This window comes from Micromonospora sp. CPCC 205554 (assembly GCF_036902745.1).
Lineage (GTDB): Bacteria > Actinomycetota > Actinomycetes > Mycobacteriales > Micromonosporaceae > Micromonospora > Micromonospora tulbaghiae.
Genome location: NZ_JBAKHP010000001.1, coordinates 32,475 through 56,395 on the forward strand (window position 1 = coordinate 32,475; position 23,921 = coordinate 56,395).

At 75.9% G+C, this 23,921-nt stretch carries 22 protein-coding genes; 13 read left to right on the plus strand and 9 right to left on the minus strand.

Annotation, left to right across the window (positions count from 1 at the left end):
• Positions 1–20: 20 nt before the first annotated feature.
• The 5 genes from V6U82_RS00175 (at position 21) to V6U82_RS00195 (ending at position 7,473) form a co-directional block, all read left to right on the plus strand.
• Positions 21–3,206, plus strand: coding sequence for a penicillin acylase family protein (locus V6U82_RS00175; protein WP_334458440.1), 3,186 nt, complete (start codon positions 21–23; stop codon positions 3,204–3,206).
• A gap of 98 nt (positions 3,207–3,304) precedes the next feature.
• On the plus strand, positions 3,305–4,492 hold the full coding sequence (gene dinB / locus V6U82_RS00180) for a DNA polymerase IV (protein WP_334458442.1): 1,188 nt from the start codon (positions 3,305–3,307) through the stop codon (positions 4,490–4,492).
• 105 nt (positions 4,493–4,597) lie between these two features.
• The gene (locus V6U82_RS00185) at positions 4,598–5,530 is read left to right on the plus strand and encodes a hypothetical protein (RefSeq protein ID WP_128139210.1); all 933 of its coding nucleotides are present in this window, start codon (positions 4,598–4,600) and stop codon (positions 5,528–5,530) included.
• 102 nt (positions 5,531–5,632) lie between these two features.
• Positions 5,633–6,850: a sensor histidine kinase gene (locus V6U82_RS00190; protein WP_334458446.1), complete on the plus strand. Its 1,218-nt coding sequence runs from the start codon at positions 5,633–5,635 to the stop codon at positions 6,848–6,850.
• Entirely contained in the window at positions 6,847–7,473 is a 627-nt protein-coding gene (locus tag V6U82_RS00195) for a response regulator transcription factor (RefSeq protein ID WP_334458448.1), read from the plus strand. The genes V6U82_RS00190 and V6U82_RS00195 overlap by 4 nt, the downstream gene beginning before the upstream one ends.
• Positions 7,474–7,478: 5 nt before the next feature.
• On the opposite strand, the gene V6U82_RS00200 is transcribed toward V6U82_RS00195, so the two are convergent.
• The 3 genes from V6U82_RS00200 to V6U82_RS00210 all read right to left on the minus strand — a co-directional run bounded on the left by V6U82_RS00200 (position 7,479) and on the right by V6U82_RS00210 (position 10,464).
• Entirely contained in the window at positions 7,479–8,192 is a 714-nt protein-coding gene (locus V6U82_RS00200; protein WP_334458449.1) for an RraA family protein, read from the minus strand.
• A 163-nt stretch (positions 8,193–8,355) separates the two neighbouring features.
• Entirely contained in the window at positions 8,356–9,648 is a 1,293-nt protein-coding gene (locus V6U82_RS00205) for an FUSC family protein (RefSeq protein ID WP_334458450.1), read from the minus strand.
• A gap of 63 nt (positions 9,649–9,711) precedes the next feature.
• On the minus strand, positions 9,712–10,464 hold the full coding sequence (locus V6U82_RS00210) for a dienelactone hydrolase family protein (protein ID WP_334458451.1): 753 nt from the start codon (positions 10,462–10,464) through the stop codon (positions 9,712–9,714).
• A 134-nt stretch (positions 10,465–10,598) separates the two neighbouring features.
• Between V6U82_RS00210 and V6U82_RS00215 the strand changes: the two genes are divergently transcribed.
• Both V6U82_RS00215 and V6U82_RS00220 read left to right on the plus strand, forming a co-directional pair.
• Positions 10,599–10,997 (plus strand): DUF2267 domain-containing protein, encoded by a 399-nt coding sequence (locus V6U82_RS00215; protein WP_128138156.1) that lies wholly within the window; start codon positions 10,599–10,601, stop codon positions 10,995–10,997.
• A 10-nt stretch (positions 10,998–11,007) separates the two neighbouring features.
• Positions 11,008–11,268: a hypothetical protein gene (locus V6U82_RS00220; protein ID WP_334458452.1), complete on the plus strand. Its 261-nt coding sequence runs from the start codon at positions 11,008–11,010 to the stop codon at positions 11,266–11,268.
• A 4-nt stretch (positions 11,269–11,272) separates the two neighbouring features.
• Here V6U82_RS00220 and V6U82_RS00225 read toward each other — a convergent pair whose 3' ends face one another.
• Positions 11,273–12,202 carry a diacylglycerol/lipid kinase family protein gene (locus tag V6U82_RS00225; protein WP_334458453.1) on the minus strand — a complete coding sequence of 310 codons (930 nt, stop codon included), beginning with the start codon at positions 12,200–12,202 and terminating at the stop codon, positions 11,273–11,275.
• A 115-nt stretch (positions 12,203–12,317) separates the two neighbouring features.
• On the opposite strand from V6U82_RS00225, the gene V6U82_RS00230 reads away from it, so the two are divergent.
• From V6U82_RS00230 to V6U82_RS00250, 5 genes are read left to right on the plus strand one after another with little or no spacing between them, the layout of a single operon-like run.
• A complete protein-coding gene (locus tag V6U82_RS00230; protein ID WP_334458454.1) occupies positions 12,318–14,021 on the plus strand; it encodes a sugar ABC transporter permease in 1,704 nt (567 codons plus the stop codon).
• A gap of 47 nt (positions 14,022–14,068) precedes the next feature.
• Positions 14,069–14,635, plus strand: a complete 567-nt coding sequence (locus tag V6U82_RS00235) for a hypothetical protein (RefSeq protein ID WP_334458455.1) — start codon at positions 14,069–14,071, stop codon at positions 14,633–14,635.
• A 10-nt stretch (positions 14,636–14,645) separates the two neighbouring features.
• Positions 14,646–15,188: a hypothetical protein gene (locus V6U82_RS00240; RefSeq protein ID WP_334458456.1), complete on the plus strand. Its 543-nt coding sequence runs from the start codon at positions 14,646–14,648 to the stop codon at positions 15,186–15,188.
• 8 nt (positions 15,189–15,196) lie between these two features.
• Positions 15,197–16,618, plus strand: coding sequence for a hypothetical protein (locus V6U82_RS00245; RefSeq protein ID WP_334458457.1), 1,422 nt, complete (start codon positions 15,197–15,199; stop codon positions 16,616–16,618).
• A gap of 48 nt (positions 16,619–16,666) precedes the next feature.
• A complete protein-coding gene (locus tag V6U82_RS00250; RefSeq protein ID WP_334458458.1) occupies positions 16,667–19,408 on the plus strand; it encodes an ATP-binding protein in 2,742 nt (913 codons plus the stop codon).
• 5 nt (positions 19,409–19,413) lie between these two features.
• On the opposite strand, the gene V6U82_RS00255 is transcribed toward V6U82_RS00250, so the two are convergent.
• The gene (locus V6U82_RS00255) at positions 19,414–19,992 is read right to left on the minus strand and encodes a TetR/AcrR family transcriptional regulator (RefSeq protein ID WP_334458459.1); all 579 of its coding nucleotides are present in this window, start codon (positions 19,990–19,992) and stop codon (positions 19,414–19,416) included.
• A gap of 70 nt (positions 19,993–20,062) precedes the next feature.
• Here V6U82_RS00255 and V6U82_RS00260 point away from each other — a divergent pair, with 70 nt between their 5' ends.
• Complete coding sequence (locus V6U82_RS00260; RefSeq protein WP_334458460.1) at positions 20,063–20,608, plus strand: hypothetical protein; 546 nt, start codon at positions 20,063–20,065, stop codon at positions 20,606–20,608.
• Positions 20,609–20,637: 29 nt separating this feature from the next.
• Here V6U82_RS00260 and V6U82_RS00265 read toward each other — a convergent pair whose 3' ends face one another.
• The 4 genes from V6U82_RS00265 to V6U82_RS00280 all read right to left on the minus strand — a co-directional run bounded on the left by V6U82_RS00265 (position 20,638) and on the right by V6U82_RS00280 (position 23,789).
• The gene (locus tag V6U82_RS00265) at positions 20,638–21,864 is read right to left on the minus strand and encodes a low temperature requirement protein A (RefSeq protein WP_334458461.1); all 1,227 of its coding nucleotides are present in this window, start codon (positions 21,862–21,864) and stop codon (positions 20,638–20,640) included.
• A gap of 149 nt (positions 21,865–22,013) precedes the next feature.
• Complete coding sequence (locus V6U82_RS00270) at positions 22,014–22,856, minus strand: SIR2 family NAD-dependent protein deacylase (RefSeq protein WP_334458463.1); 843 nt, start codon at positions 22,854–22,856, stop codon at positions 22,014–22,016.
• A complete protein-coding gene (locus V6U82_RS00275) occupies positions 22,853–23,140 on the minus strand; it encodes a DUF1905 domain-containing protein (protein WP_120569760.1) in 288 nt (95 codons plus the stop codon). The genes V6U82_RS00270 and V6U82_RS00275 overlap by 4 nt, the downstream gene beginning before the upstream one ends.
• Positions 23,141–23,144: 4 nt before the next feature.
• A complete protein-coding gene (locus tag V6U82_RS00280; RefSeq protein WP_334458465.1) occupies positions 23,145–23,789 on the minus strand; it encodes a DUF998 domain-containing protein in 645 nt (214 codons plus the stop codon).
• Positions 23,790–23,921: the final 132 nt, after the last annotated feature.

A 23,921-nucleotide genomic window follows, 5' to 3' on the forward strand; every position in this document is an offset into this window, starting at 1 on the left:
GCGTCCCCCGGAGGATCGCCATGCCATTACCCGCCATCCGTGCCCGCCTCGCGGCGCTCACCGCCGCCGCCCTCACCGCGAGCGTCCTGACGGTCATCGCGCCGTCACCGGCGCTCGCCGCCAGCACGTTCACCCCCGACGACTACTGCCTCGGCCAGTGCGCCGACATCCTGCCCCCCGGGCAGAACGGCAACGCCACACTCGCCGGCATCCTGGCCCACCAGGCGCTCGGCACCCGTCCCGCGCACTCCAGCGACCAGCTCGACGAGTACGCCAACCTGGTCTACAACTACGCCGGGCTGACCGACGAGCAGATCGCCCACTTCTACAACGACGCCTCGTTCGGCGTCCCCGACGCCCAAGTCGAGAGCAGGATCTCGCCACGCTCGGACGTCACCATCGTGCGGGACAAGGCCACCGGCGTCCCGCACGTCACCGGCACCACCCGTGCCGGCACCATGTTCGGCGCCGGGTACGCCGGCGCCCAGGACCGGCTCTGGGTGATGGACCTGCTGCGGCACGTCGGCCGCGGCAACGTCAGCTCGTTCGCCGGCGGCGCCCCCGGCAACCGGGAACTGGAGCAGAGCGTCTGGGCCAACTCGCCCTACACCGAGGCGGACCTCCAGGCCCAGGTGGACGCGCTGCGCCTCAAGGGCACCCGGGGCCAGCAGCTCTACACCGACGTGGCCGACTACATCGCCGGCATCAACGCCTACATCGACAAGTCGATCGCCGACGACAACTACCCCGGCGAGTACGTGCTCACCGGCGCCGGGAAGCCGAAGCACTTCACCATGACCGACCTGATCGCCACCGCCGGTGTCATCGGCGGTCTGTTCGGCGGGGGCGGCGGCAGCGAGATGCAGTCCGCGCTGGTCCGGGTGGCCGCCCGGGCCAAGTACGGGCCGACCGAGGGCGACCGGGTCTGGACGGCGTTCCGCTCGCAGAACGATCCGGAGACCGTGCTGACGCTGCACGACGGACAGAGCTTCCCGTACGGCGCGACGCCGCCCGGCGCCACCAGCGCGGTGCTGCCGGACGCGGGCACCGTGGTCGCCGAGCCGCTCGCGTACGACGCCACCGGCGGGGCCGCCGCCCGCACCGGCAGCAGCGCCGCCACCAAGGACCTGCTCGGCGGCCTGTCCACCCTGCGGTCGCACGGCATGTCCAACGCGGTCGTGGTCTCCGGCCGGCACACCACCACCGGCAACCCGGTGGCCGTGTTCGGGCCGCAGACCGGCTACTTCGCCCCGCAACTGCTCATGCTCCAGGAACTGCAGGGGCCGGGGATCAGCGCGCGCGGCGCCGCGTTCGCCGGGCTGAACCTCTACGTGCTGCTCGGCCGCGGCCAGGACTACGCGTGGAGCGCCACCTCCGCCTCGCAGGACCTGACCGACACGTACGCGGTGCCGCTGTGCACCACCGACGGCAGCGCGCCGACGCTGCGCTCCAACCGCTACCTCTACCGCGGCCAGTGCGTGGCCATGGAGGTGCTGGAGAAGCGCAACTCCTGGTCGCCGACGCTCGCCGACTCCACCCCGGCCGGCGCGTACACGCTGCGCGCCCTGCGCACCAAGTACGGGCTGGTGGCCTACCGGGGGCTGGTCAACGGGCAGCCCACCGCGTTCACCAAGCTGCGCTCCACCTACCGGCACGAGGCCGACTCGGCGATCGGCTTCCAGGCGTACAACGACCCGGCGGCGATGGGCAGCGCGGCGGCGTTCCAGGCGTCCGCGGCCAGCGTCGGGTACGCGTTCAACTGGTTCTACGTCAACTCGACCGAGGCGGCGTACTTCAACTCCGGCTCGAACCCGGTGCGCTCCTCCACCTCCGACCCGAACCTGCCGATGAAGGCGGAGCCGGCGTACGAGTGGGCGGGCTGGAACCCGGACACCAACGACGCCACGTACGCCCCGGCGTCGGCCCACCCGCAGTCGGTCAACCAGGACTACTACGTCAGCTGGAACAACAAGCAGGCGCGCGACTTCGGCGCGGCCGACGGCAACTTCAGCTACGGCGCGGTGCACCGGGGTCAGCTGCTCGACGGCCCGGTGAAGGCGGCCATCGCCCAGCGCAAGGTCGGCCGCGCCGACATCGTCCGGATCACCGCCGAGGCGGCCGTGACCGACCTGCGCGGCCAGCAGGTGCTCGGTGAGCTGCTGCGGGTGCTCGACAGCACGCCGGTCACCGACCCGGCGCTCGCCGCGGCGGTGACCAAGCTGCGGGCCTGGCAGCAGGCCGGGTCGCGGCGGGTGGAGACGTCGCCCGGGTCGAAGGTCTACCAGCACGCCGAGGCCATCCGCATCTTCGACGCGTGGTGGCCGCTGCTGGCCTCGGCGCAGTTCCGTCCCGGCCTCGGCCCCGACCTGTACGCCGCGCTCGTCGACGCGCTCGAAGTCAACGAGGCACCCTCCGGCGGTCAGAACGGCGCCCGCGACGGCACCGTCAACTGGGCGTCGCAGGGGCAGGCGCACAAGGGCTCGGCGTTCCAGTACGGCTGGTGGGGTTACGTCGACAAGGACCTGCGGGCCGTGCTCGGCGACCCGGTGGCCGGCGGGCTCGGGCGCACGTACTGCGGCAACGGCAACCTCGGCGCGTGCCGGCAGGCGCTGCTCGACACGCTCGGCCAGGCCGCGGCGGCGCCCGCGACCACCGTCTACCCGGGCGACTCGTCCTGCGGGGCCGGCGACCAGTGGTGCGCCGACTCGATCGCCCAGTCCGGGCTCGGCGGCATCACCCACCCGCTGATCGCCTGGCAGAACCGGCCCACCTACCAGCAGGTCGTCTCGTTCCCGGCGCGCCGGGGCGACACCGTGACCAACCTGGCGCAGGGCCGCACCGCCACCGCGTCCAGCACCCAGTTCCTGACCAGCAACACCCCGGCCAAGGCGGTCGACGGCAGTCTGGGCAGCCGGTGGGCCAGCAGCTACAACGACAACCAGTGGCTGCGGGTGGACCTCGGGTCGGCCCGGACGATCAGCCGGGCGGTGCTGCGATGGGAGGCCGCGTACGCCACCGGCTACCGGATCGAGGTCTCCGGTGACGGCAACTCCTGGCAGCCGGTGTTCAGCACCACCACCGGCAACGGCGGCGTCGACAACGTGACGTTCGCCCCGGTCAGCGCGCGATACGTGCGGATGTACGGCGTCACCCGGGCCACCTCGTACGGCTTCTCGCTCTACGAGTTCGAGGTCTACGGACGGTAGACCGCAACACGACCGGCCGGCGGGCGCTCCCGCCGGCCGGTCGTGGTTTCCGGGCAGGTCAACCGCGTTCGTTCGAACAGGTGTGCGAAGATGGCGGGGTGTCGAGCGAGGCCACCATCCTGCACGCCGACCTGGACGCGTTCTACGCCTCGGTCGAGCAGCGCGACGACCCCCGGCTGCGCGGCCGGCCGGTGATCGTCGGCGGCGGCGTGGTGCTCGCGTGCAGCTACGAGGCCAAGGCCCGGGGCGTGCGCAGCGCGATGGGCGGCCGGCAGGCGCGGCGGCTCTGCCCGGACGCGCTGGTGGTGCCGCCCCGGATGGCCGCGTACACGGCCGCCAGCCGGGCGGTGTTCGAGATCTTCCGGCACACCACCCCGCTCGTCGAAGGGCTCAGCATCGACGAGGCGTTCCTCGACGTGGGTGGGCTGCGCCGGCTCGCCGGAGCGCCGGCCGCCGTCGCGGCCACGCTGCGGGAGCGGGTACGCCGCGAGGTCGGCCTGCCGATCACCGTCGGCGTGGCCCGGACGAAGTTCCTCGCGAAGGTGGCCAGCGGAGTGGCCAAACCGGACGGGCTGCTGGTGGTGGAGCCGGAGCGGGAACTGGCGTTCCTGCACCCGCTGCCCGTCGAACGGCTGTGGGGCGTCGGTCCGGTCACCGCCGCCCGGCTGCGCGAGCGCGGCATCCGTACCGTCGGGCAGGTGGCCCGGCTGGACGAGCCGGCGCTGGTCTCGCTGCTCGGCGCGGGCGCCGGGCGGCACCTGCACGCCCTGGCCCACAACCGTGACCCCCGGGCGGTGCAGGTGGGCCGCCGTCGTTCCTCGATGGGCGCGCAGCACGCGCTGGGACGCGGACCGCACTCCCCCGCCGACCTGGACGCGGTGCTGGCCGGGCTGATCGACCGGGTCACCGGGCGGATGCGCGCCGCCCGGCGCACCGGCCGCACGGTGACGCTGCGGCTGCGTTTCGCCGACTACACCCGGGCCACCCGGTCGCACACGCTCGACGAGCCGACCGCGCAGACCGGGCCGCTGCGGGCCGCGGCCCGTGACCTGCTGCGGGCCGCGCTGCCGCAGATCGGGGAACGTGGCGTCACGCTGCTCGGCGTCTCGGTGGGCAACCTCGGCGGCGGGCACACCCAGCTCACCCTGCCGTTCACCGCCGAGCCGGGCCCGGCGCTGGACGCCGCCGTCGACGCGGTGCGGGACCGCTTCGGCGCCCGGGCGCTGACCCGCGGCGTGCTGCTCGGCCGCGACCCGGGCGTCGAGATGCCCCGGCTGCCGGACTGACCGATCCGCCTCCTCCCTCGGTAGGAGACGGGCTCCGACCCGTGGCCGCGAGTGCGGCCTGCGGGCGGGCGCGAGCGGCCCGGCCCCACACGAGCATCTACAGGCATGACTACCCTGCGGAACCGGGCGGCCGGATGGCACCGCCCCCTCATGCTCCTCGTGTCCGCGATGGCGGTGCTCACCGTCGTCGCCGCGGTCGGTGTCGTGGCCGACCCGCGCGTGCTGACCGGCGCGCCGATCTGGCTCAAGCCGCTGAAGTTCGCGATCTCGTTCGTGCTCTACGGCGTCACGCTGGCCTGGATGCTGTCCCTGCTGCCGCGCCGCAGCCGGGCGGCCGAGCGGGCGGCCACCGTGATCGTGGCCATGGCGGTGCTGGAGATGGCGATCATCGTGGGTCAGGTGCTGCGCGGCACGACCAGTCACTTCAACGGCACCACGACGCTGGACGCGATGCTGTTCAGCGTCATGGGGGCGGCGATCACCGTGCTGTTCGCCGCCCAGCTCGTGCTGGCGGTCGTGCTGTCGCGCCGGTCCCTCGCCGACCGGGCCGGCGGGTACGCGGTCCGGCTCGGCCTGGCCGTGTCCCTGCTCGGCATGCTCGTCGCGTTCCCGATGGTGGCTCAGCAGCCGGCCGGCGCGCCCGCCACGATCAGCGGCGCGCACAGCGTCGGTGTGCCCGACGGCGGTCCCGGGCTGCCGCTGCTCGGCTGGAGCACCACCGGTGGCGACCTGCGCGTCGGGCACTTCGTCGGGATGCACGCGTTGCAGGCGCTGCCGCTGCTGGCGATCCTGCTCGACCGGTTCCTCGGTGCTCGGCTGGACGGGCTGACCCGGGCGCGGCTGGTGCTCGTCGGCGGGGGCGCGTACGCGGCACTGACGCTGCTGCTGACCGGGCAGGCGCTGCGCGGCCAGCCGCTGCTGGCCCCGGACGCGCTCACGCTCGCCGCGGCGGGGGTGCTGGCGGCGGTCACCGCGACGGCCACCACGCTGGTGCTGGCCCGCCGGAACCGGCGTACCGGTGTGGTGCTGGTCGGATGAGCGCCGCGGTGTTCGGCCCGGCGGTCCACCTCGGACCGCCGGGCGGGCGGCGGCCGTCGAACGCGGTGGCCTCCGGTCGCACCGGTTGCCTAGGCTGACACGGTGAGCTGGGTCGGTCGCCTGTTCGACGCGCGTGACACGCTCGCGCGGATCCTGCTGCTGGACCTCAGCGGCGTCGGCTACCTGGTCTTCGGCCCGCACGAGGGCTCGGCCGCAACCGGTACGCAGTGGGCGCTGGCGATCCCGGCGTTCCTGCTGGCGCTGCTGTGCCACCGCCGGCCCCTGGTGAACCTGCTGATCCAGTCGGCCCTGCTGGTCGCCGCGCTCGTCCTGGTCGACGACGTGATGATCAACCAGGTCGGTGCGAGCTGGGCGCTGCTGGAGCTGACCATGCGGGCCACCCGGCCGCGCACGGTCTGGCTGGGCGCCGGGCTGCTCGCCGCCGTCGACCTGACCGACCTGGTCGGGCTACCGGCCCGCGCGGCGTTCACCGGCCTGTTCGGGCTGGCCGTCACCGTCGGCCTGCCGCTGCTGCTCGGGCTGGTCGTGCGGACCACCCGGGAACTGGGGCGGCAGGCCGAGGAGCGAGCCGAGGCGGAGCGGCGCCGGCGCGAGTCGGAGAGCCGGGCGGCGCGCGCCGACGAACGCGGCGCCATCGCCCGGGAGCTGCACGACGTGCTCGCGCACCACGTCGCGTCGATGGTGCTGCGGGTCGGGGTGGCCCGGCACGTGCTGCCCGACCTCGACCCCCGGGTGGGCGAGGTGTTCGACGACGTGCACGCCACCAGCACGGCCGCGCTGACCGACCTGCGGCGGCTGGTGGCGGTGCTGCGCGACCCGGACGGCGTACGCGGCGACGCCTCCCTGACCGCGATCGAGCCGTCGGCGCTGCCGGCCGCGCTCGGCGTGGCGGTCGACCGGGCCCGGCAGGCGGGCGTGGTGGTGGAGGCCGACGTCGACCCCGCGGTCGGCACCCTCGACGCGGTACGCGGCCAGGCGGTGCTGCGACTGACCCAGGAGGCGTTGACGAACGTGGCGAAACACGCGGGCGCAGCGGCCCGGGCCCGGCTGACCGTGTCGGTCGAGGACGGCGCGGTGCGCTGGGCGGTGACCGACGACGGGCGGGGCGCCGCGCCGGCCGGGGTGCCCTCCGGCGGCGGCCACGGCATCGTCGGGATGCGGGAACGGGTCGAGGTGCTCGGCGGGCGGCTGGAGGCGGGGCCCACCGGGTCCGGCTGGCGGGTCCGGACCGTGCTGCCCCCGGCCGGGCCCGCCCGCCACACGCCCCGGCCCCGCACGGGCACGCCGGAGCCGGCGTGATCCGGGTGCTGCTGGTCGACGACCAGCACCTCATCCGGGCCGGCCTGCGGATGCTCTGCGACGCCCAGCCCGACCTCGAGGTCGTCGGCGAGGCCGACAACGGCCGCGACGCGGTCGCCCTCGCCGCCCGGCTACGCCCCGACGTGGTGGTGATGGACCTGCGCATGCCCGGCGTCGACGGGATCACCGCGACCAGCCGGATCCTCGCCGACCGGCCGGCCACCCGGATCATGGTGCTCACCACGTTCGGCGACGACGACCACCTCTACCCGGCGCTGACCGCCGGCGCCTGCGGGTTCCTGCTCAAGGACGCGCCCCCGGTCGACCTGCTCGACGGCGTCCGCCGCGCCGCCGCCGGCGACAGCCCGTTCAGCCCGGACGTCCTGCGCCGGCTGGTCGAACGCGCGGTGCACGCCCGCGCCGGCGCGCCCCGGCGTGCGGCCGAGCTGACCGCCCGCGAGCGGGACGTGCTGGACCTGGTCGCCGACGGGCTGTCGAACACCGAGATCGCCGACCGCCTGCACATCGGGGTGACCACTGTGAAGACGCACATCACCAGCCTGATGACCAAGACCGGCAGCGCCAACCGGGTCCGCCTGGCGCTGTGGGCGCGCGGCGGCTGACCGGGTCACTCCTCGATCGCGCCGCCCACCGCCCGCAGGTGCGCCCGGAACGTCAGCGCCGGGTCCGCCTCCCGGGCCGCCAGGTACGCGCCGAACCCGACCTGCGCGCGCAGCGACTCCCCGGCCCGGATCCGGTCGGCCTGCCGCCGCTCGGTGTCCCGGATGGACCCGGCCAGGTCGAACAGCTCCCCGGCCCGGTCGGCGGGTACGAACAGCACGCCGTCGTCGTCGGCCAGCGCCAGATCCTGCGGGCCGACGGTGAACGGCCCGACCCGGGCGTGCTCCAGCGCCCCGGCCGGGCGCGGGTCCAGCTCCAGCGGCCCGCTCGGGGTGGCGCCGAGGCTGAACACCGGCAGTCCGACCGCGACCAGGTCCGCGGTGTCGCGGTGCGCGCCCCACACCACCAGCCCGGCCAGGCCGGCGGCCCGCGCCTCCAGTACCACCAGGTCCCCGACGCACGCCCGGTCGGTGCGGCCGGCGTCGTCGACGACGAGCACGTCCCCGTCGGCGGCCAGCTCGATCGCCTCCAGGAAGACGTCCACGCTGCCGGCGTGCCGGGCCGGTCGGACCCGGCCGGCCAGGCGCCGCCCCGGCAGCACCGGGACGACGGCGGCCGGGGCGCAGCGGACGGGTACGCCGGCGCGCAGGCAGGCGTCGGCGACGTGGGCGGTGGTCAGAGTGGCGAATCGCGCGGCCGGCGCGTCCTGACGGATGTCCATGCGCCGACGCTAACCAGCCGGGCCGCCCCGGGCAGGTGCCAGTCGACGCCCGGTGGCCTGCGGCCGGCAACCCGGCCGGACGACGACGGGCAGCCGGACCGGCCGGAGGCGGGCGGCCGGGCCGGACGACGACGGCCGGACGACGACGGGTGGCCGGGCCGGGTCAGGCGACGCGGCTCGGTGGGCGGAACATGTCCGGACGCCGCCCCGGCGCGCCCCGGGCAGCGGGCCGGCGCCGGACCGGGCGGCTCATCCGGGCCCGGACCGGCGGGCGCGCCTCCGCCTCCCCCGCACCGGCGGCCCGGCGCACGGTGCCGTTGGCGTCCTCGGGCCGGCAGCCGGTGGCCCGCAGCAGCTCGCTCTGCCCGGTCCGCAGGTCGCTGATCATCGCCTCGCCGTAGGCGCGCACCCCCTGCGACCACGCGCGCCCGGCCAGCTCGGCGCCCTGCCGTACCAGCTCCCGGGTGCGGTCCAGGTCCTCCCCGGACTTGCAGGCCCGCTTCAGCTCCCGCACCGCGTCGCCGAGGCGGGCCACCGCGTCGGGCAGCGCGGGCGGGATCGGCTCGTCGTACTGCAACGCGGTGGCGGAGCGGCGGGCGATCGAGCGGGCGTACAGGACCAGTCGTTCGAGGTGCTGGGTCGCGTCGGCGTACCTGTGGAACCGTGCCCGGCGGTGCCAGCGGGCGGGCGCGATGGTGACCACCTCCTCGGCCCCGCTGAGCGCTTCGTTGAGCCGCCCGATGTCCGGTTCGATCCCGCGCAGGTCCTCCAGGGCGCGCTGGGCCGCGTCGGCGTCGCGCCGGGTCAGCGCGTGGGCGACGGCGTCGAGCCGCTCGGTGAGCCGGGTGACCACCGGTTCCACCGCCCGGTCCAGCACGCGGATCGGGTTGACCGGCAACAGCAGCGCCACCACGAACAGGCCGACCAGGCCGCCGACCAGCGCGTCGAAGATGCGGGGCAGCTCCAGGCCGGGCTGCACCGGCGCGAGCGTGGCGATCAGCACCGCCGTACCGCCGGCCTGGCCGACGAGCGCGCCGCCGCGCCCGGCCACGAGCAGCGCGGTGGCGATGGCGAGCGTGACCACCAGGCCGGTCTGCCAGGATCCGCTGCCGAGCAGCGCCCGCAGCAGGTCACCGACCACGATGCCGAGGCCGACGCCGACGAGCAGCTCGAACGTGCGGCGGGCGCGCTGGCCGATGGCGGTGGCGATGGTGCCGACCGCGGCAGCGGGGGCGAAGACGTGCGCGCCGGAGCCGAGCAGCTCCTGGGCGAGCAGCGCGGCGAGCGCCGCGGCCAGCCCGGCCTGCGCGGAGATCACCACGGTGACCTCCAGTTGGCGCAGCCGGTTCCGGCCGGCCGCGCCGCCCTCGGCGCGGGCCCGGGAGAGGGCGAGACCGCCCCGCTCGACCGCCCGGTCCAGGGGCGAGCGGACGGTGTCGGCGCGGCGGTCGGTCATGACGGCGGTTACCCGGCTCCGGGCCGGTGAATCGTCGGCCGTGCCCCCGCGCGCCCCTCGGAGTCAGCGGCGGTACGTGCGGTCGAGCAGGCCGAACAGCGCCGTCCAGTGCCGCCGCGTGGCCTGCTCGTCGTACATCGGGGTGTCCGACTGGGTGTAGCCGTGGCGGGCCCCGGCGTACACCTCGGAGCGGTAGGTCACCCCGGCCGCGTCCAGCGTCTTCTCCAGCGTGGCGATCTGCTCGGCGGTCATCGACGGGTCGGCGTCGGCGTGCCCGAAGTAGAGCTCGCCGGTCACCGCACCCAGGGCCAGGTGCGGGCTGTCCGTGGCGTCGGTGACCACCCGCCCGGCGTGGAACGCGGCCACCGCGGCGATCCGGTCCGGCAGCGCCTCGATCGCGCGCAGCGCGTTCGTGCCGCCCATGCAGTAGCCGGTGATCGCCGCCGGACCCGGCGCGACGTCCGGGCGGGCGGCGAGGAAGTCCAGGTAGGCGGCGGTGTCGCGGGCCACCGCGTCCGGCGTCAACGCGGCCATCATCGGCCCGATGCTCTCGAACAGGGCGGCCCGGCGGCTGTCGTCGGCGAGCGCGCCCAGGTCGATCAGCGGGGCGCGCCCGGCGCGGTGGAACAGGTTGGGGGCGAGCACCACGTACCCGCGGCCGGCGATCGTGGCGGCCATCTCCGCGACCCGGGGCCGCAGCCCGAACGCGTCCATGAACAGCAGGACGGCCGGGAAGGGCCCGCCGGACTCCGGCGTGGCCAGGTAGGCGTCGGCCGTTCCGTCGGGGGTGGGCACGTCCACGATCGTCGGCTGCACTGTCGGGGCCTCCTCGCTGCGGGTTCCGGCCTGCACGCTACCCCGGCCCGCCGGCTCCGGCGCCTCGGGCTTGCGCCCCGTTTGCCGAGGTCCAGCGTGGGAATCCGGCAATCCCAGCGGAGGAAGGCGGCGAGATGGACCAGGATCAGTTCGTCGGCGCGGTGGCCGAACGGTGCGGCGCGTCCACGGAGCAGGCCACCGCGATCACCCGGGCGACGTTGACCACGCTGGCCGAGCGCATCGACGGCGGGGAGGCCCGTGACCTCGCCGACCGGCTGCCGGAGGCGCTGCGGGCGTACGCGTTCGGCCCGGGCGAGGACGCCGAGCCGTTCGGGCTCGACGTGTTCGTGGAGCGGGTGAGCGGACGCGCCGACGTCGACGTGGACGCCGCCCGGGACGGGGTCACGGCGGTGTTCGACGTGCTGCGCGACGCCGTCGACCCGGCCGCCTACGCCCAGGTCGTCGGTCAGCTCCCGGCCGAGTACGGCGACGTGGCCGACCAGAGCGCACCGTACGTGCGGCGCACGGCGTGACGGGGACGCGATGAGCGAGGACGCGCTGCGCCGCCCGCCCGGGGCCGACGCGCAGGAACAGCGGCAGGACGAGACGCTCGTCGGACCGCCCGACACGGTCGGCACGGCGGTGCCCGAGGCGAGCGAGGCGGACCTGGCCGAGCAGGGCGTGCTGCGCCCGCCGAGCGACCGGGCGGGCCTGGGTGAGTCGGTGCGCGACGACCTGACCGCCGCCGACGCGGTGGAGCAGAACACGGAGATCCCACTGCCCGACGAGGAGCACTGGGCCTGACCGGTCAGTGATCCGGGCTGTCGGCGCGCGCCATCAGCCGCAACGCGTTCGGGTCCAGGCCGATGCGTACCGGCGTCTGCCCGTACGGCTCGCCGTCGACCTCGATGCGGGCCGGCCGGTCGGTGTCCAGCCACAGCTGGCGTACCGCCAGGAACGGCTCGTCGCCGAGCGTGCGGCGGTGGCCGGCCGCCGCGTTGCGCGCCGTCTCGCGCAGCAGCCCGCGCCGGGTCGGCCCACCCACCGGGTACGCGACCAGCAGCCGGTCGTCGGCGGTGGCGTCGGCGGTGATGGGCCGGCCGGCGTGGAAGCCGCCGTTGGCCACGTACACCTGGTGGGTGGTGAACGTGTGCTCGCGGCCCTCGGCGCGGACCGTCACGGCCAGCGGCCGGTGCCGGGCCAGCAGCCCCAGCCCGGTCAGCGGGTACGCGAGCCGCCCGACGACGCGTTTCAGCCCCGGCGGCGCGGCCTGCATGATGTCGGCGGACAACCCGATCCCGACGTGGTTGGTGAACCGGGTGTCGCCGATCAGTCCCAGGTCGACGTCGATGACCTTGCCGCCGGTGAGCACCGCGATGGCGGCGTCCAGGTCGAGCGGGACGCCGACGGTGCGGGCGAAGTTGTTGGTGGTGCCCAGCGGCAGCAGGCCCATCGCGATGTCCCGGTGGGCGAGCAGCCGGGCCGCCGCGCCGACGGTTCCGTCACCACCGCCGGTCACCAGCAGGTCCGGCCCGAGGTCGGCGGCCTCGGCGAGCACCCGGTCCAGCTCGCCGGGCCGGTCCACCGGATACGCGCCGAGCAGCGCGAAACCGGCCGCGCGCAGGCGTGCGTGGACGGTGTCGTAGAGCCGCCGGCCGCGGCGGGAGTGGGCGTTGACCACGAGCGCCGCCCGCCGTCGTTCCCGGATCGCCGTCGACAGCTCCTGCTTGGTCCGCACGGTTGCGACCCTAGCCGCCCTCGCGCCGACGTGGGCCGGTGGCGCTGCCGGTATTGACCGGGTCGGTTATCGTCGCGGCGGCCGTGATCGTCGATCTTCGAGGGTGGATGTCCCGATGAACCAGCCGGCAGCACCGCAGGCGACAGCGTCAGTGCCCCCGCTCACGTCGCCGAACCGTCCGGGGAGGGCCCTGATCGGGCTGGCCCTGGTCGTCCCGGCGGTGATCGCCTGGATCTGGTCGTACGTCCTGCCGACGCTGTCCACAGTGGCTCGCAGCTTCCAGGGTGACGGGCCGCGCGGCTCGGGCGAGTCGGTCGGCACGGCGAACTACGAGGCCGCCTTCACCTCCGGGTTCGTCGGGCAGGTCGGGCTCGCGGTGCTGCTCAGCCTGATCCCGCTGGCGGTGGCGCTGCTCGCCGCGCCGGTGCTCGCGATCGTCGCCGACCGGGCCGGCCGGGTGGCCCGCCTGGTCACCCGGGGCGTGCTGGCGCTGCCGCTCGCCGCGTACGCGCCGGTCGCCGTGCTCCTCGGCCTACGCGCCGATCGCATCGAGGCGGGCACCCTCACCCGGGACCTGCAGTCCCCCCGGCTGTTCCTCACCTCGACGCTGGCACAGGTGACGTTCGGGCTGGTCGTCGCGGTGGCGGCGACGCTGTATCTGAGCGCCCTGCGCCGCCGCGATCCCGGCCACCGGCCCGCGCCCGCCATGGTCGCCGTCGGCGGGCTGCTCGCCCTGGGTGTTCTCGCCACCGCCCTGCAGACGTACGCCGCACCGGCGATCCTGACCGGCGGCGGCCCACGGGGTGACTCCGCCACTCCGGTGTTCACCACAGTGCAGACCGCCTTCCGGACGATGCGCCTCGGTGTCGGATCCGCCACGTCGACGCTGCTGCTGGTGCTGCTCGGGCTGCTCGGGCTGGCCGCGGCAGCGCTCGTCCTGGCCACCCGGCTGCGGATCGAGTTCGACGGCTGGTGGGACCGGCCGGTGGCCGGGACGGCGGAGTCCTCCCCCGGCCGCCGGCCGCTGATCACCGGGCTGGTCGCGGTCGCGCTCCTGGTCGTCGCCGGCGTGACGGTCTGGGCGTCGCTGCCGTGGCTGCGGAACTCGTCCTCCGGCACCGGGCGTCTGCCCGCGGCGGTCGACACGTCCACGGTGCTCGTCAACACCTGGCTGCCGCCGCTGCTGTCCACGCTCGTCGCGGTGACCCTCGCGGCGCTCGCCGGGTTCGGCATCGGCGCGCTGCGCCCGCTGGGGCGCTTCAGCGAACTGCTCCTGGTGCCGTTCGCACCGTGGCTGTTCGTCGGCGTCGGCCCGCTCGCCGTCGCCGGTTACGAGCGCACCCGGGACGCCGGGCAGCTCGGCTCGTTCCTGGGCCTGGTCCCGCCGGTCTGGCTCTCCGTGCCCGCGCTGTTCGCGTTCACGCTGCTCTTCCGGGGCCAGCACGCCCGCTGGCGCGCGGGCGGCGGCGCCGGCCGTACGCTGCTCCTGCCGGCGCTGCCGATGCTGGCCGTGACCGCGTTGCCGACCTGGCTGGCGCACGCCCAGGCGCCACTGTGGGCGACGCTGGTGGGGCGGGGCCCGGACAGCATGACCGCGCCGGTGCTCGTGCAGATGCTCGTCGACCGCCGCTTCGGCGCCGACGGCGGGCTTCCGCTCGGCCTGGTCCTGCCGCTGCCCCTGCTGGTGCTGTTCGTGCTGCTGTTCGCCGTGCTGACGGTCGGCTACCTGGAGCGGCTCGCGATCCGCGTCGGGCGGCCGACCGCCGTGCAGCCGGCGCCGGCCGGTGCGGAGGCGCCGGTCCACAAGGTCACCGCATAGGGAAACCCCCGATTACGGCCGGTGACGACGCACCTAGCGTCGGACCCATGGCATCTGACGCGCTCACACCGGCCCGGACCGCCCGTGCCCGCCGCGACGGCGGGCTCCCGCGGGGGCTGATCCTGCCCCTGCTGCTGCTCGCCCTGCTCGGGCCGGCCGGGTGCGACTCCGGCGACGGGATCCTCGACAGCGGATCGGCCGGCACCGCTGCGGACGAGGACGGCGGCGACGTGGACGCGGGCGCGGCCGGCGACGTCCGGCCCCCGTGCCCGTTCACCGCCGCCCAGGTCTCCGAGCTGGTCGACCGGAAGCTGCGCGACGAGGGGAACTGCTCGTTCGGCGACGGCGTCGCCCAGCTGGCCGTCACCACCGCCTCCGCCACGGCCGGCAAGGCCACCTACGACTACCAGTACGACCAGGCCGGCCAGCAGTACGAGAAGGTCGTCGACCTGGACCGGGGCGAGCGGGGCTACCTCGCGGTCAAGGACGTCCGCGGCGAGGCGGTGCTGATCGACGGCAAGGGCACGTACACGGTGACCATCAGCAGCTTCGGCGGCGGCACCGCGGGCAACGAACAGATCCTGCGCCGTACGCTCGACGCGATCCCGGCCTGAGCGGGCAGGCATGCGAACCCGCGGACTGGTCGCGCTCGCGTTGACCGCGACCCTGCTCACCGCGTCCGCCGGCTGCGGCGGCGAACCGCCGGCCGCCGGCGGCGCTCCGCCCGGTGCGGGCGCGCCGGTCGCGGAACCGACCGGGGAGGCTCCGGCCGAGCCGGGCACGGAACCGGTGGACGACGCCGCCGCCCCGCAGGCGTGCGCGCTGGTGTCGAAGGCCGACGCGGAACGCCTCGCCGGCACGCCGCTGGACGAACCGGTGGTGGCCGGGCAGTCGTGCACCTACACCGGACCGACGAGCGGGCCGACCGCCCAGGTCGAGGCGTTCGTGGGCGAGGGCGCCAAGAAGTACCTCGACATCGAGCGGCAGCTCGGACACGAGATCCGCGAGTTGTCCGGGGTGGCCGACGAGGCGCTGCTCACCTATGAGGCGTTCTTCCTGCGCAAGGGCGAACTGTGGGTCGCGGTGCGGCTGGTACGGCTCAACGACCCGCAGGAGAACCGGGCGCCGCTGGAACGGCTCGCCCGTACCGTCGCCGGCCGGATGTGAGGCGGCCGGTGCGCGGCCGGCGGCTGCTCGCGGCCGGCCTGGCGGTGCTGCTCCTGGTGACCGGCTGCGGCGGGCCCACGCCGGGCCCGGGGGACGAGGGCGACGGCGAGCACCCCCGGTACGGGCAGGCGCCGGCGCCGGGGAAGGACGTCACGCTGCAACCGGACGTGGTGCTGGTCGGCGGCGGCAGCCGCACCGTGCGCTCGGTGAGCCCGGACGGGCTGACCTGGCGGCTCGATCCCCGCGCGCGCGACGCCGACCGGCTCGCGCCCGGCCGGGTCATGTTCCTCACCGGACGCGGCGTGGGCCGGGTGCTCGACCTGGCCGAGGAGGGCGGCGACCTGGTCGTCACGATCGGACCGGTCACGCTCACCGAGGTGGTCCGCGACGGCACGTTCGGCGGGGACGACGTCACCCTCGACCGCCCGACCGTCTACGTGGCGGGTGAACCCTCGTGGACCCGGGAGACAGCGGCGGCCGGCGGCACGCTGGGCCGGTCGCGTCCGCTCGCCGTCGCACCCGCGCAGCCGCCACCGGCGCCGGGCGGGCAGGCGGGCGCCACCGCCCACGGCTACCGGGTGCAGACGTTCTGCTGCGCCGGTGGCGTCGGCACGCACTTCACGTACGACGACGGCGGGCTCCGGCTGGCCGGGACCGTCACGCTGACCGTCGGCAGCCCGGCCGCATCGTTCCACCTGGCCGTCGGCGCGGGCAAGGTGACCCGGGCCGAGCTGGAGATCGGCGGCGGCTTCGGCATCAAGGTGGACTTCACCGCCGGCATCGACGGCGGGCAGAACCACCGCCGCACGTTCCCGGTCCCGGTCGACATCGCGTTCCCGATCGGGCTGGTCGCCGGCCTGCCGCTGTCGTTCACGGTGAGCCAGACGCTGGAAGTGGCCACCGCGTTCGGCGCGCGCCGGGGCACGTTCCGCGGCGCCGGCGAGTACGCGCTGGCCGGCAGGCTCGGGTTCGGTTACGCGAACGGTCAGGTGGGCTCGCGCGTGACGGAGGGCTTCGCGCGCCGGGTGAGCCTGCTCGACTCGCTCACCGGCGTGCCGGTGGGCGTGACGGGCCTGGTCGTGCGGCACGGCGTGCGGTTCACCATGGGGATCAGCGCGTTCCTGTTCACCGCCGGCATCTGGTTCGAGCTGATCGCCTCGTACGGCGCCACCATCGGTTCCGCGCTCGGCGCACCGTACGCGCTGTGCCGGGGCGTCGGCCTCGGTGTGCACGCGCGGTTCGGGATCGGCTACCGGATCCTGGAACCCGTCGTCCAGGTGATCAACAAGTTCCTCGGCCTGCTCAGCCCGTCCCGCGCGCCCCGGATCCCGCCGATCGTGGCGTCGGGCGGGCCGAGCTGGAGCGCCGTCGTCTACCGCAACCAGGAGGTGATCCCGCCCGTCTCGATATGCGGACAGCTTCCGGGCTAGGCCGCGCCGACGCTGGGTTCGCGGGCACGGCTGTGCCACCATCCCGCCATGGACGCCGCACTGGTCGGCCGCGACGCGGTCGTCGAGCGGGTGTGGCGTGCCCTGAGCACCGGCACGCCGGTGCTGCTCGACGGTCCCAGCGGCATCGGCAAGACCGCGCTCTGGCGAGCAGTGGTCGCCCACGCCGGGCGGACCGGCTGGCGGGTGCTGTCCGCCGCGCCCACCGAGGCCGAGACCGCGCTGCCGTACGCGGCGCTGGCCGACGTGCTCCGCCCGCTGGCCGACGCGCTATCAGGGCTGCCCGCGCCGCAGCGGGTCGCGGCCGACATGGTGCTGCTGACCGGTGAGCACGACGGCGCGGTGGACGAGCGGGCGGTGGGGGCGGCCACCCGTACGCTGCTCGACGCGGCGGTCACCGGTGCGTCCCGGGTCCTGCTCGCGGTCGACGATCCGCAGTGGCTGGACCCGCCGAGCGCCCGGGCGCTGCGGTTCGCGCTGCGCCGGCTGGCCCGGTGGCCCGCCGTCCTGGCCACCCACCGCACCGGGGACAGCCCGCCGGTCCCGGTGCCGCTCGGGCTGGACGACGACCCGGCCGGACGGCATCCGCTGCTGCGCGCCGACGTACCTCCGCTCACCCCGCCCGACCTGCACCGCGTCTTGGCGGCCCGGCTCGGCGGCACGCTCAGCCGTCCGCTCACCGACCGCCTGGCCCGCGACGCCGACGGCAACCCGCTGCTGGCGATCGAACTGGCCCGGGCGGTGCTGCGGCTGCCCCGCCCGCCCGCGCACGACGAGGACCTACCCGTACCGTCGTCGCTGCGCCTGCTGCTCGCGGAGACGCTGCGGGCGCTGCCCGGCCCGAGCCGCGACGCGGTGCGGCTGGCCGCGCTGCTGACCGTGCCCACGCTGCGGGACCTGGCGGCGGCGGGCGTGCCGGCCGGCGCGCTGGACGCGGCCGAGGACGCCGGGCTGGTCGTGGTCACTCCGAGCCGGATCGACTTCGCGCACCCCCGGTACGCGGCGGCGGTGCGCGAGAGCATCCCGCCGGGGGCCCGGCGGCGGCTGCACGCGCTGCTCGCCGGCGCGGTCGCCGACCCGGACGAGCGGGCCCGGCACCTGTCCCGGTGCACAGTGGCGCCGGACGCCGCCGTCGCCGGCGACCTGGCCGCCGCGGCGGCCCGGCAGCGGATGCGTGGCGCCTCGGCGCTCGCCGCCGACTGGTACGCCCGGGCGGCCGAGCTGACCCCGCCGTCCGACGCCGCCGACCGCAACCGGCGTCGCCTCGACGCGGTCCAGTGCCGCATCGACAGCGGCGACTACGCGACGGCCGGGCGGGCCGCCGAGGCGGCGGCCGGCGACCTGACCGGCGCCGAGCGGGGCGAGGCGCTGCTGTTGCGCGCGCTCGTCGCGTGGTGCGCCGACGACCTGGTCACCGCCGTCCGCGTCGCCGAGCAGGCACTCGCCGCCGCCGGGCCGGACGGTGACCTGGCCGGGCGGATCCACACGCACCTGACCATGTTCCACGACCAGCCGGAGCCCGCCCGCCGGCACGCGCGGGCCGCGATCGCCCGCCTGTCCGGCCGCGACGAGCACCGCCCGCTGCTGACCGCCGCGCTGCTGCTGCTGTTCTTCAACGAGGTACGCGCCGGCGGCCCGGCGCCCACGGAACTGCTGGACCGGGCGCTGGCGCTGGAGGCGGGCGAGCCGTCCTTCCTGGCCGGTTCGGTGCCGGCGATCTGGTGGAAGTCGGTCGACGACCACGACCGGGCGCGGGCCCGGCTGCACCTGATGCTGGACCTGGCGGTGGCGCGGGGCGACGACCCGCTGCGGCACGAGGTGCTGACCCATCTCGGCGAGACGGAACTGCTGGCGGGGCGCTTCGCCGAGGCCGGTTCGCACATCGCCGCCGCCCGTGACCTGGGTGAGCAGCTGGGTACCGGGCTGGTGGGCGAGAGCTGGCTGGGCGGTGTGCTCGACGCGCACCGGGGCCGGTTGGCGCGGGCGGGCGCCGCCGCCGCCGGACTGCGCCGCGACGACGACCTCGCCGACGCGTGGAGCCGGCGACTGCACCACCAACTCACCGGGCTGGTGGCGCTGGCGTCCGGGGAGTGGGCCACCGCCGCGACGGCGTTCGGCGCGCTCGCCGCCGATCTGGACGGGTCGGGCATCGCCGAACCGCTGGGGCAGCGCTTCGAGCCGGACTGGATCGAGGCGTGCGTGGGCGCCGGTGACCTGGACACCGCGCACACGGCGCTGGACCGGCTGGCCGGGCGCCACAGCAGGCTGCCGCGCCCCTGGACGACGCTCGGCCTGGCTCGCAGCCGGGTGCTGCTGGCCGGCGCGACCGGGGCGGATCCGGGAGAGGCGCTGGACGCGCTGACGCAGGCCCGGGCCGCGGTGCCGGAGGGGGTGCTGCCGCTGGACCGGGCCCGCTGCCTGCTCGCCGCCGGCCGCGCGTACCGGCGGGTGCGGCGGCGCCGGGAGGCGCGGGCGGCGCTCGACGCGGCGGTGGCCGAGTTCGACGCGCTCGGCGCGTCCGCGTTCGCCGACCGGGCGCGGGCGGAGCTGGGCCGCATCGGCGCCCGCACCCCGGCCCCGACGACGCTCACCGCCACCGAGGAGCGGGTCGCCCGGCTCGCCGCCCGGGGGCAGACGAACCGGCTCATCGCCGACGCGCTCTACATCAGCCCGAAGACGGTGGAGGCCAACCTGGCCCGGGTCTACCGCAAGCTGGGCATCGCCAGCCGCGCCGAGCTGGGCGCGGCGATGGGCCGGCCGCCGGGCGACTGAGGCGGTCAGGAGGCGGCCAGCGTGTCCAGGTGCGCGCCGAGCAGTTCCCGGGCGCGCGCGGGCGGCATCCGCTCGGGGTACAGCAGCGCGTGCAGCGCGAGCCCGTCGAGGAGGGCGTGCAGCCGGGCGACCGCCTCGGCGTCGGCGGCCGGTTCCCCGGTGAGCAGCGCGACGGCGAACTCGACGGCGCGGCGGATGCCGTCGTCCGCGTCGGCCGTCCGGGCCCGCGCGTCCGGGTCGGTCTGGGCGCGCGCGGCGAGCAGCAGCCACACCTCGGCCTCGCGGGCGCGCTGGCGGTCCAGCGGCAGCAGTTGTTCCAGGATCCGCTGGGCGACCTGGCGCGGGCTGCCCGTGCGGTCGCCGGTGGTGATCCGCTCGGCCGCCTCGGCCTGCACGTGCTCCATGGCGAAGAGCAGCAGCTCGGTCTGGGTGGCGAAGTAGTGCCGCAGCGCGCTCGGTGACCAGCCCGCCTCGGCCGCGATGCTGCGGACGGTGGCGGCGCCTACGCCGTCGCGGTAGACGACCCGCCACATCGCCCGCGCCAGTTCGGCACGGCGCGCGTCGTGGTCGACGATCTTGGGCACGGGCCCCTCCGGAACCTGGTCGACGGCCGCTGTTACGGTTATCGCACAGCGTACTAAAAAGGGAGACCGCATGCTCGTGGCAGTGATCGTCGGATGCGAGGTGGCCTTCTGGGTGGTGCTGCTCGCCGGGCTGATCGCCCGGTACCCGCTGCGGCGGCCCCGCCTCGGCGCCGCCCTGCTGATCGCCGTGCCGGTCGTCGACCTCGTGCTGCTGGCCGCCACGATGATCGACCTGCGCCGGGGCGCCACCGCCACGTTCGCCCACGGCCTCGCCGCCGCGTACCTCGGGTTCTCGGTGGCGTTCGGGCACAGCATGGTGCGCTGGGCCGACGAACGGTTCGCGCACCGGTTCGCCGGCGGCCCTCCCCCGCGCCGGGCCCCGAAGTACGGGATGGCGCGGGCCCGGCACGAGTGGCGCGAGTGGGGCAAGGGCATGGTGGGCTGGGCGGTCGCCTGCGCCGTGCTGCTCGCCGGCATCGCCGTGGTCGGCGACGGCGACCGCACCGCCGAGCTGTGGGCGTGGACCGGCCGGCTCACCCTGGTGATGGCGGGCTGGCTGGTGTTCTGGCCGGTCGCGTACACCGTCTTCCCGAAGCGGGCGCCGCGCGGCGCGTGAGGCTCACCGCCACGCCCGGTGTTCCGGCCTCAGACCGGTCGATGCGGGTCGGTGACCGTCGATCGTCCGGCGGCGGCGGGCCCGCCGAGCCGATCGACGGCGATCGCGGCCAGCAGCAGCCCGGCCAGCGCCGCCAGCGCCAGCGGTGGCGGCAGCACCGTCCCGAGCCAAGCCAGCGGCAGCGCCGCCCCGGCGACGGCCAGCCGGGCCGGTCCGACCGGCTGCCCGGTCAGTCGGCGGAACAGCAGCCGTCCGGCCAGGTAGACGGCCGCGCCGCCGAACAGCGCCACCGCCGCCGAGGGGTTCAGCCGGGGCCCGGCCTCCGGGTCCGCGACGTGCTCCAGCACCTGTTCGATGCCCAGCGCCAGGTAGATGACACCGGCGACCAGCAGCAGATGGGTCTGGCTGTAGGCGTCCGCGGCCATCCGGTCCCGCTGCGCCGCCGGCGCGGCGGCGAGCGCCCGGGCCGCCGCCGGGGACGTGCGGTGGAAGTAGAGCCACCAGAGGCAGACGGTCACCACGAAGGCGACGAGCGCCACGGCGAGGACCGGCGGCTCGGTGACCGCCGAGGCCGCGCCAACCCCCGCGGCCACCACCGACTCCCCCAACGAGATGATCAGCACCAGGCCGTACCGCTCGGCGAAGTGCGTCGGGCTGCGCAGCGGCCAGGCGCCCCGGCGGGCGTACGACAGCCGTTGACCGGCCACCTCGACGACGAAGCCCAGCACCCACAGCGCCGCGTGGGCGGCCCCGTCCAGCAGCGCGCCGAGCAGCAGCGGCACCCAGCCCACGGCGCTGACGAACGCGAAGAACCGGATCCGGGCGCGCAGTTCCGGGTCACCCGACGCGGCCCAGTGGAACAGCGTCAGGTGCACCACGCGCAGCACCACGTACGCCAGCACGACGATCAGCGGCCCGTCCAGCCCCGGCCCCGGCGTCCACGCCTCCGGCATGGCGAGCGCGGCCAGGAACAACGCGGCCATCGCGACCAGGAACCCGCCGCGCACCACCCCGACGTCGGCGGGCGTGTGGTTGCCCAACCAGGTGTACGACAGCCACGCCACCCAGAGCAGCACGAGCAGGAGCAGGCCCTTGGCCATCCCGGCCGGGGTCGGGTGCGGCTCGATCAGCGCCATGATCCGGGTGAGCGCGAAGACGAAGACCAGGTCGAAGAAGATCTCGAACGGGGTGACCCGGCGCCGGTCCGGCCCCGGCCGGGGCGCACGCAGCCGCCGCCGCACACGTTCGCGTCCCACGTCCGCCGCCCTCCGCCGGTCCACCTCCTGCGCCGACGGTAGGCGGCCCCGGACGATTCAACCGGGCGATTCCCGCGATCACGCCCCGCCCGGTCCGCCGCACCGGCGTCCCGCCGGGCCGCACGACGGGCGGCGGGGCGGGGGTCGGTTCAGCCGACGTCGGCATCCGGCCAGGCGGCGCGGACCAGCGCGGGCAGCACCTCGCCGGCCGGGCCGCGCAGGTTCACCGCGCAGATCGCGTCCAGCGGCGTCGGCACCGGGTTCACCTGCACCACGGGCGCGCCGAGACGGGCCGCCACGAGCGGGATCTCGGCGGCCGGGTGCACGAGCGCCGAGGTGCCCACCGTCAGCAGCAGGTCGCAGCCGGCCGCCGCCTCGACCGCCGCGTCCAGCGCGGCCGACGGCAGCGCCTCGCCGAACCACACCACCCCGGGCCGCACCGGCGCACCGCATCCGGCGCACGAGGGCGGGGTCAGCGGCCCGTCGTGCGGTTCCGGCTCGCCGCGCGACTCCGGCCCGCCATGCGGTTCCAGTTCGTCGTGCGGTTCCAGTTCGTCGTGCGGTGGCAGGTCGGACGGCAGCGGCGCAGGCCGGGCGCAGGCCGAGCAGCGAGGCGCGAACAGGCTGCCGTGCAGGCGTACCGGGGCGGGCACGCCGCCGCGCTCGTGCAGGTCGTCGACGTTCTGCGTGATCACCACCGTCTCCGGGAGGCGGGCCTGGATCGCCGCCACCGCCCGGTGCCCCGGATTCGGCAGCGCCCGCCGCACCCCACGCCGGCGTGCCTCGTACCAGCCCCAGACCAGCGCCGGGTCGGCCCGGAACGCCGCCGGGGTCGCCAGCTCCTGCGGGTCGTAGCGCTGCCAGAGCCCGGTCTGCGCGTCGCGGAACGTCGGCACGCCGCTCTCGGCCGACATGCCCGCCCCGGTGAAGACCACCGGCCGCCGCGCGGCGGCGAGCAGCCGGGCCGCCTCGGCCGGCTCCGGCCCGGTCACACGTCCACCGTCAGCCGCACGTCGACCCGGTCGCCCAGCTCGATGCCCTCCGCCCGGCGCGCCGCGACCCGCAGCGGCACCACGTACCGGCCGTCCTTGGGCCACAGCGACGTCCGCCAGTCGGTGTCACCGATGCGGACCGTCACCGGGATCATGCCCCAGCCGTAGGTGACCGACGCCGAGGCGGCCTCGATCGCCGCGCTCTGCTCGTCGGGCACCGTGACGAAGTGGTACGGCGCTGGGCCGCGCCAAAACCACACCTCGCCGCTGAACGCCAGCTCCATCCGGTCAGGATAGGGGCCGGGACCGACACGACCACAGCAGCCGGAGCCCGGCCGCCGTCACCCAGGCGAACAGCGGGAACACGGCGACGCGTTCCATGCCGCCCACGCCGATGCCGGCGTCCACCCGGGACAGGAACAGCACGGTGGCGGCGAGCCCGAGCAGACCCAGGAGGGCGCTGACGCTCCGCAGCTCGCGCGGCAGCGGCGACCGGCGGGCGAGCGCGGCGGCGAGCAGCGCGGCGTTGCCGGGCGCGAAGACCAGCAGCGCGCCGAGCACGTGCAGGTTCTCGTCCACGTCCGCCGGGTGGAGGCCGGCCAGCACGTACCCGGACCCGGCGGCCACGATCGATGCGACGGCGACGGCCGCGGCGCGGCCCGGGCGCAGCGCGCGGTGTGCGAGCAGCGCGCCGAGCGCGAGCAGCAGCCCGGCGCCGACGAATACGGCGTTCATCGCGGGGTGCCAGGGCGAGCAGACCGGACGCGGGCGGCTGGTGTCCCACACGCCGCAGGTGACGTTGCCGAGGTCGCTGATGTTGTGCTCGGCCCAGCTGAACCGGGGCTGGTCCCAGGCCAGGCCGACGACCACGTTGGCGACCAGGAACGACACGGTGGCGAGCAGCCAGCAGGCGCCCGCGAGGCGGTTTCTCATCCGCCGAGTGCACCGCCCGAGGGCGTCCCGGCGCACGGGGCGTGGCGGGCCGGTTCGGGGTAGGGCCAGACCTACCCGGAGAGCGGGGTCCAACCGGCTGGGCCGGGCGGCGTGGTCTGGCTAGCGTCGGGC

Bases quoted from the DNA above. Each gene is read 5' to 3' on its own strand.
- V6U82_RS00240 (WP_334458456.1), top strand. From the start codon at position 14,646: ATGCGAACCCGCGGACTGGTCGCGCTCGCGTTGACCGCGACCCTGCTC.
- V6U82_RS00235 (WP_334458455.1), top strand. From the start codon at position 14,069: ATGGCATCTGACGCGCTCACACCGGCCCGGACCGCCCGTGCCCGCCGC.
- V6U82_RS00280 (WP_334458465.1), bottom strand. From the start codon at position 23,789: ATGAGAAACCGCCTCGCGGGCGCCTGCTGGCTGCTCGCCACCGTGTCG.
- V6U82_RS00250 (WP_334458458.1), top strand. From the start codon at position 16,667: ATGGACGCCGCACTGGTCGGCCGCGACGCGGTCGTCGAGCGGGTGTGG.
- V6U82_RS00220 (WP_334458452.1), top strand. From the start codon at position 11,008: ATGAGCGAGGACGCGCTGCGCCGCCCGCCCGGGGCCGACGCGCAGGAA.
- V6U82_RS00260 (WP_334458460.1), top strand. From the start codon at position 20,063: ATGCTCGTGGCAGTGATCGTCGGATGCGAGGTGGCCTTCTGGGTGGTG.
- V6U82_RS00215 (WP_128138156.1), top strand. From the start codon at position 10,599: ATGGACCAGGATCAGTTCGTCGGCGCGGTGGCCGAACGGTGCGGCGCG.
- V6U82_RS00175 (WP_334458440.1), top strand. From the start codon at position 21: ATGCCATTACCCGCCATCCGTGCCCGCCTCGCGGCGCTCACCGCCGCC.
- V6U82_RS00200 (WP_334458449.1), bottom strand. From the start codon at position 8,192: ATGGACATCCGTCAGGACGCGCCGGCCGCGCGATTCGCCACTCTGACC.
- V6U82_RS00185 (WP_128139210.1), top strand. From the start codon at position 4,598: ATGACTACCCTGCGGAACCGGGCGGCCGGATGGCACCGCCCCCTCATG.
- V6U82_RS00230 (WP_334458454.1), top strand. From the start codon at position 12,318: ATGAACCAGCCGGCAGCACCGCAGGCGACAGCGTCAGTGCCCCCGCTC.
- V6U82_RS00205 (WP_334458450.1), bottom strand. From the start codon at position 9,648: ATGACCGACCGCCGCGCCGACACCGTCCGCTCGCCCCTGGACCGGGCG.
- V6U82_RS00275 (WP_120569760.1), bottom strand. From the start codon at position 23,140: ATGGAGCTGGCGTTCAGCGGCGAGGTGTGGTTTTGGCGCGGCCCAGCG.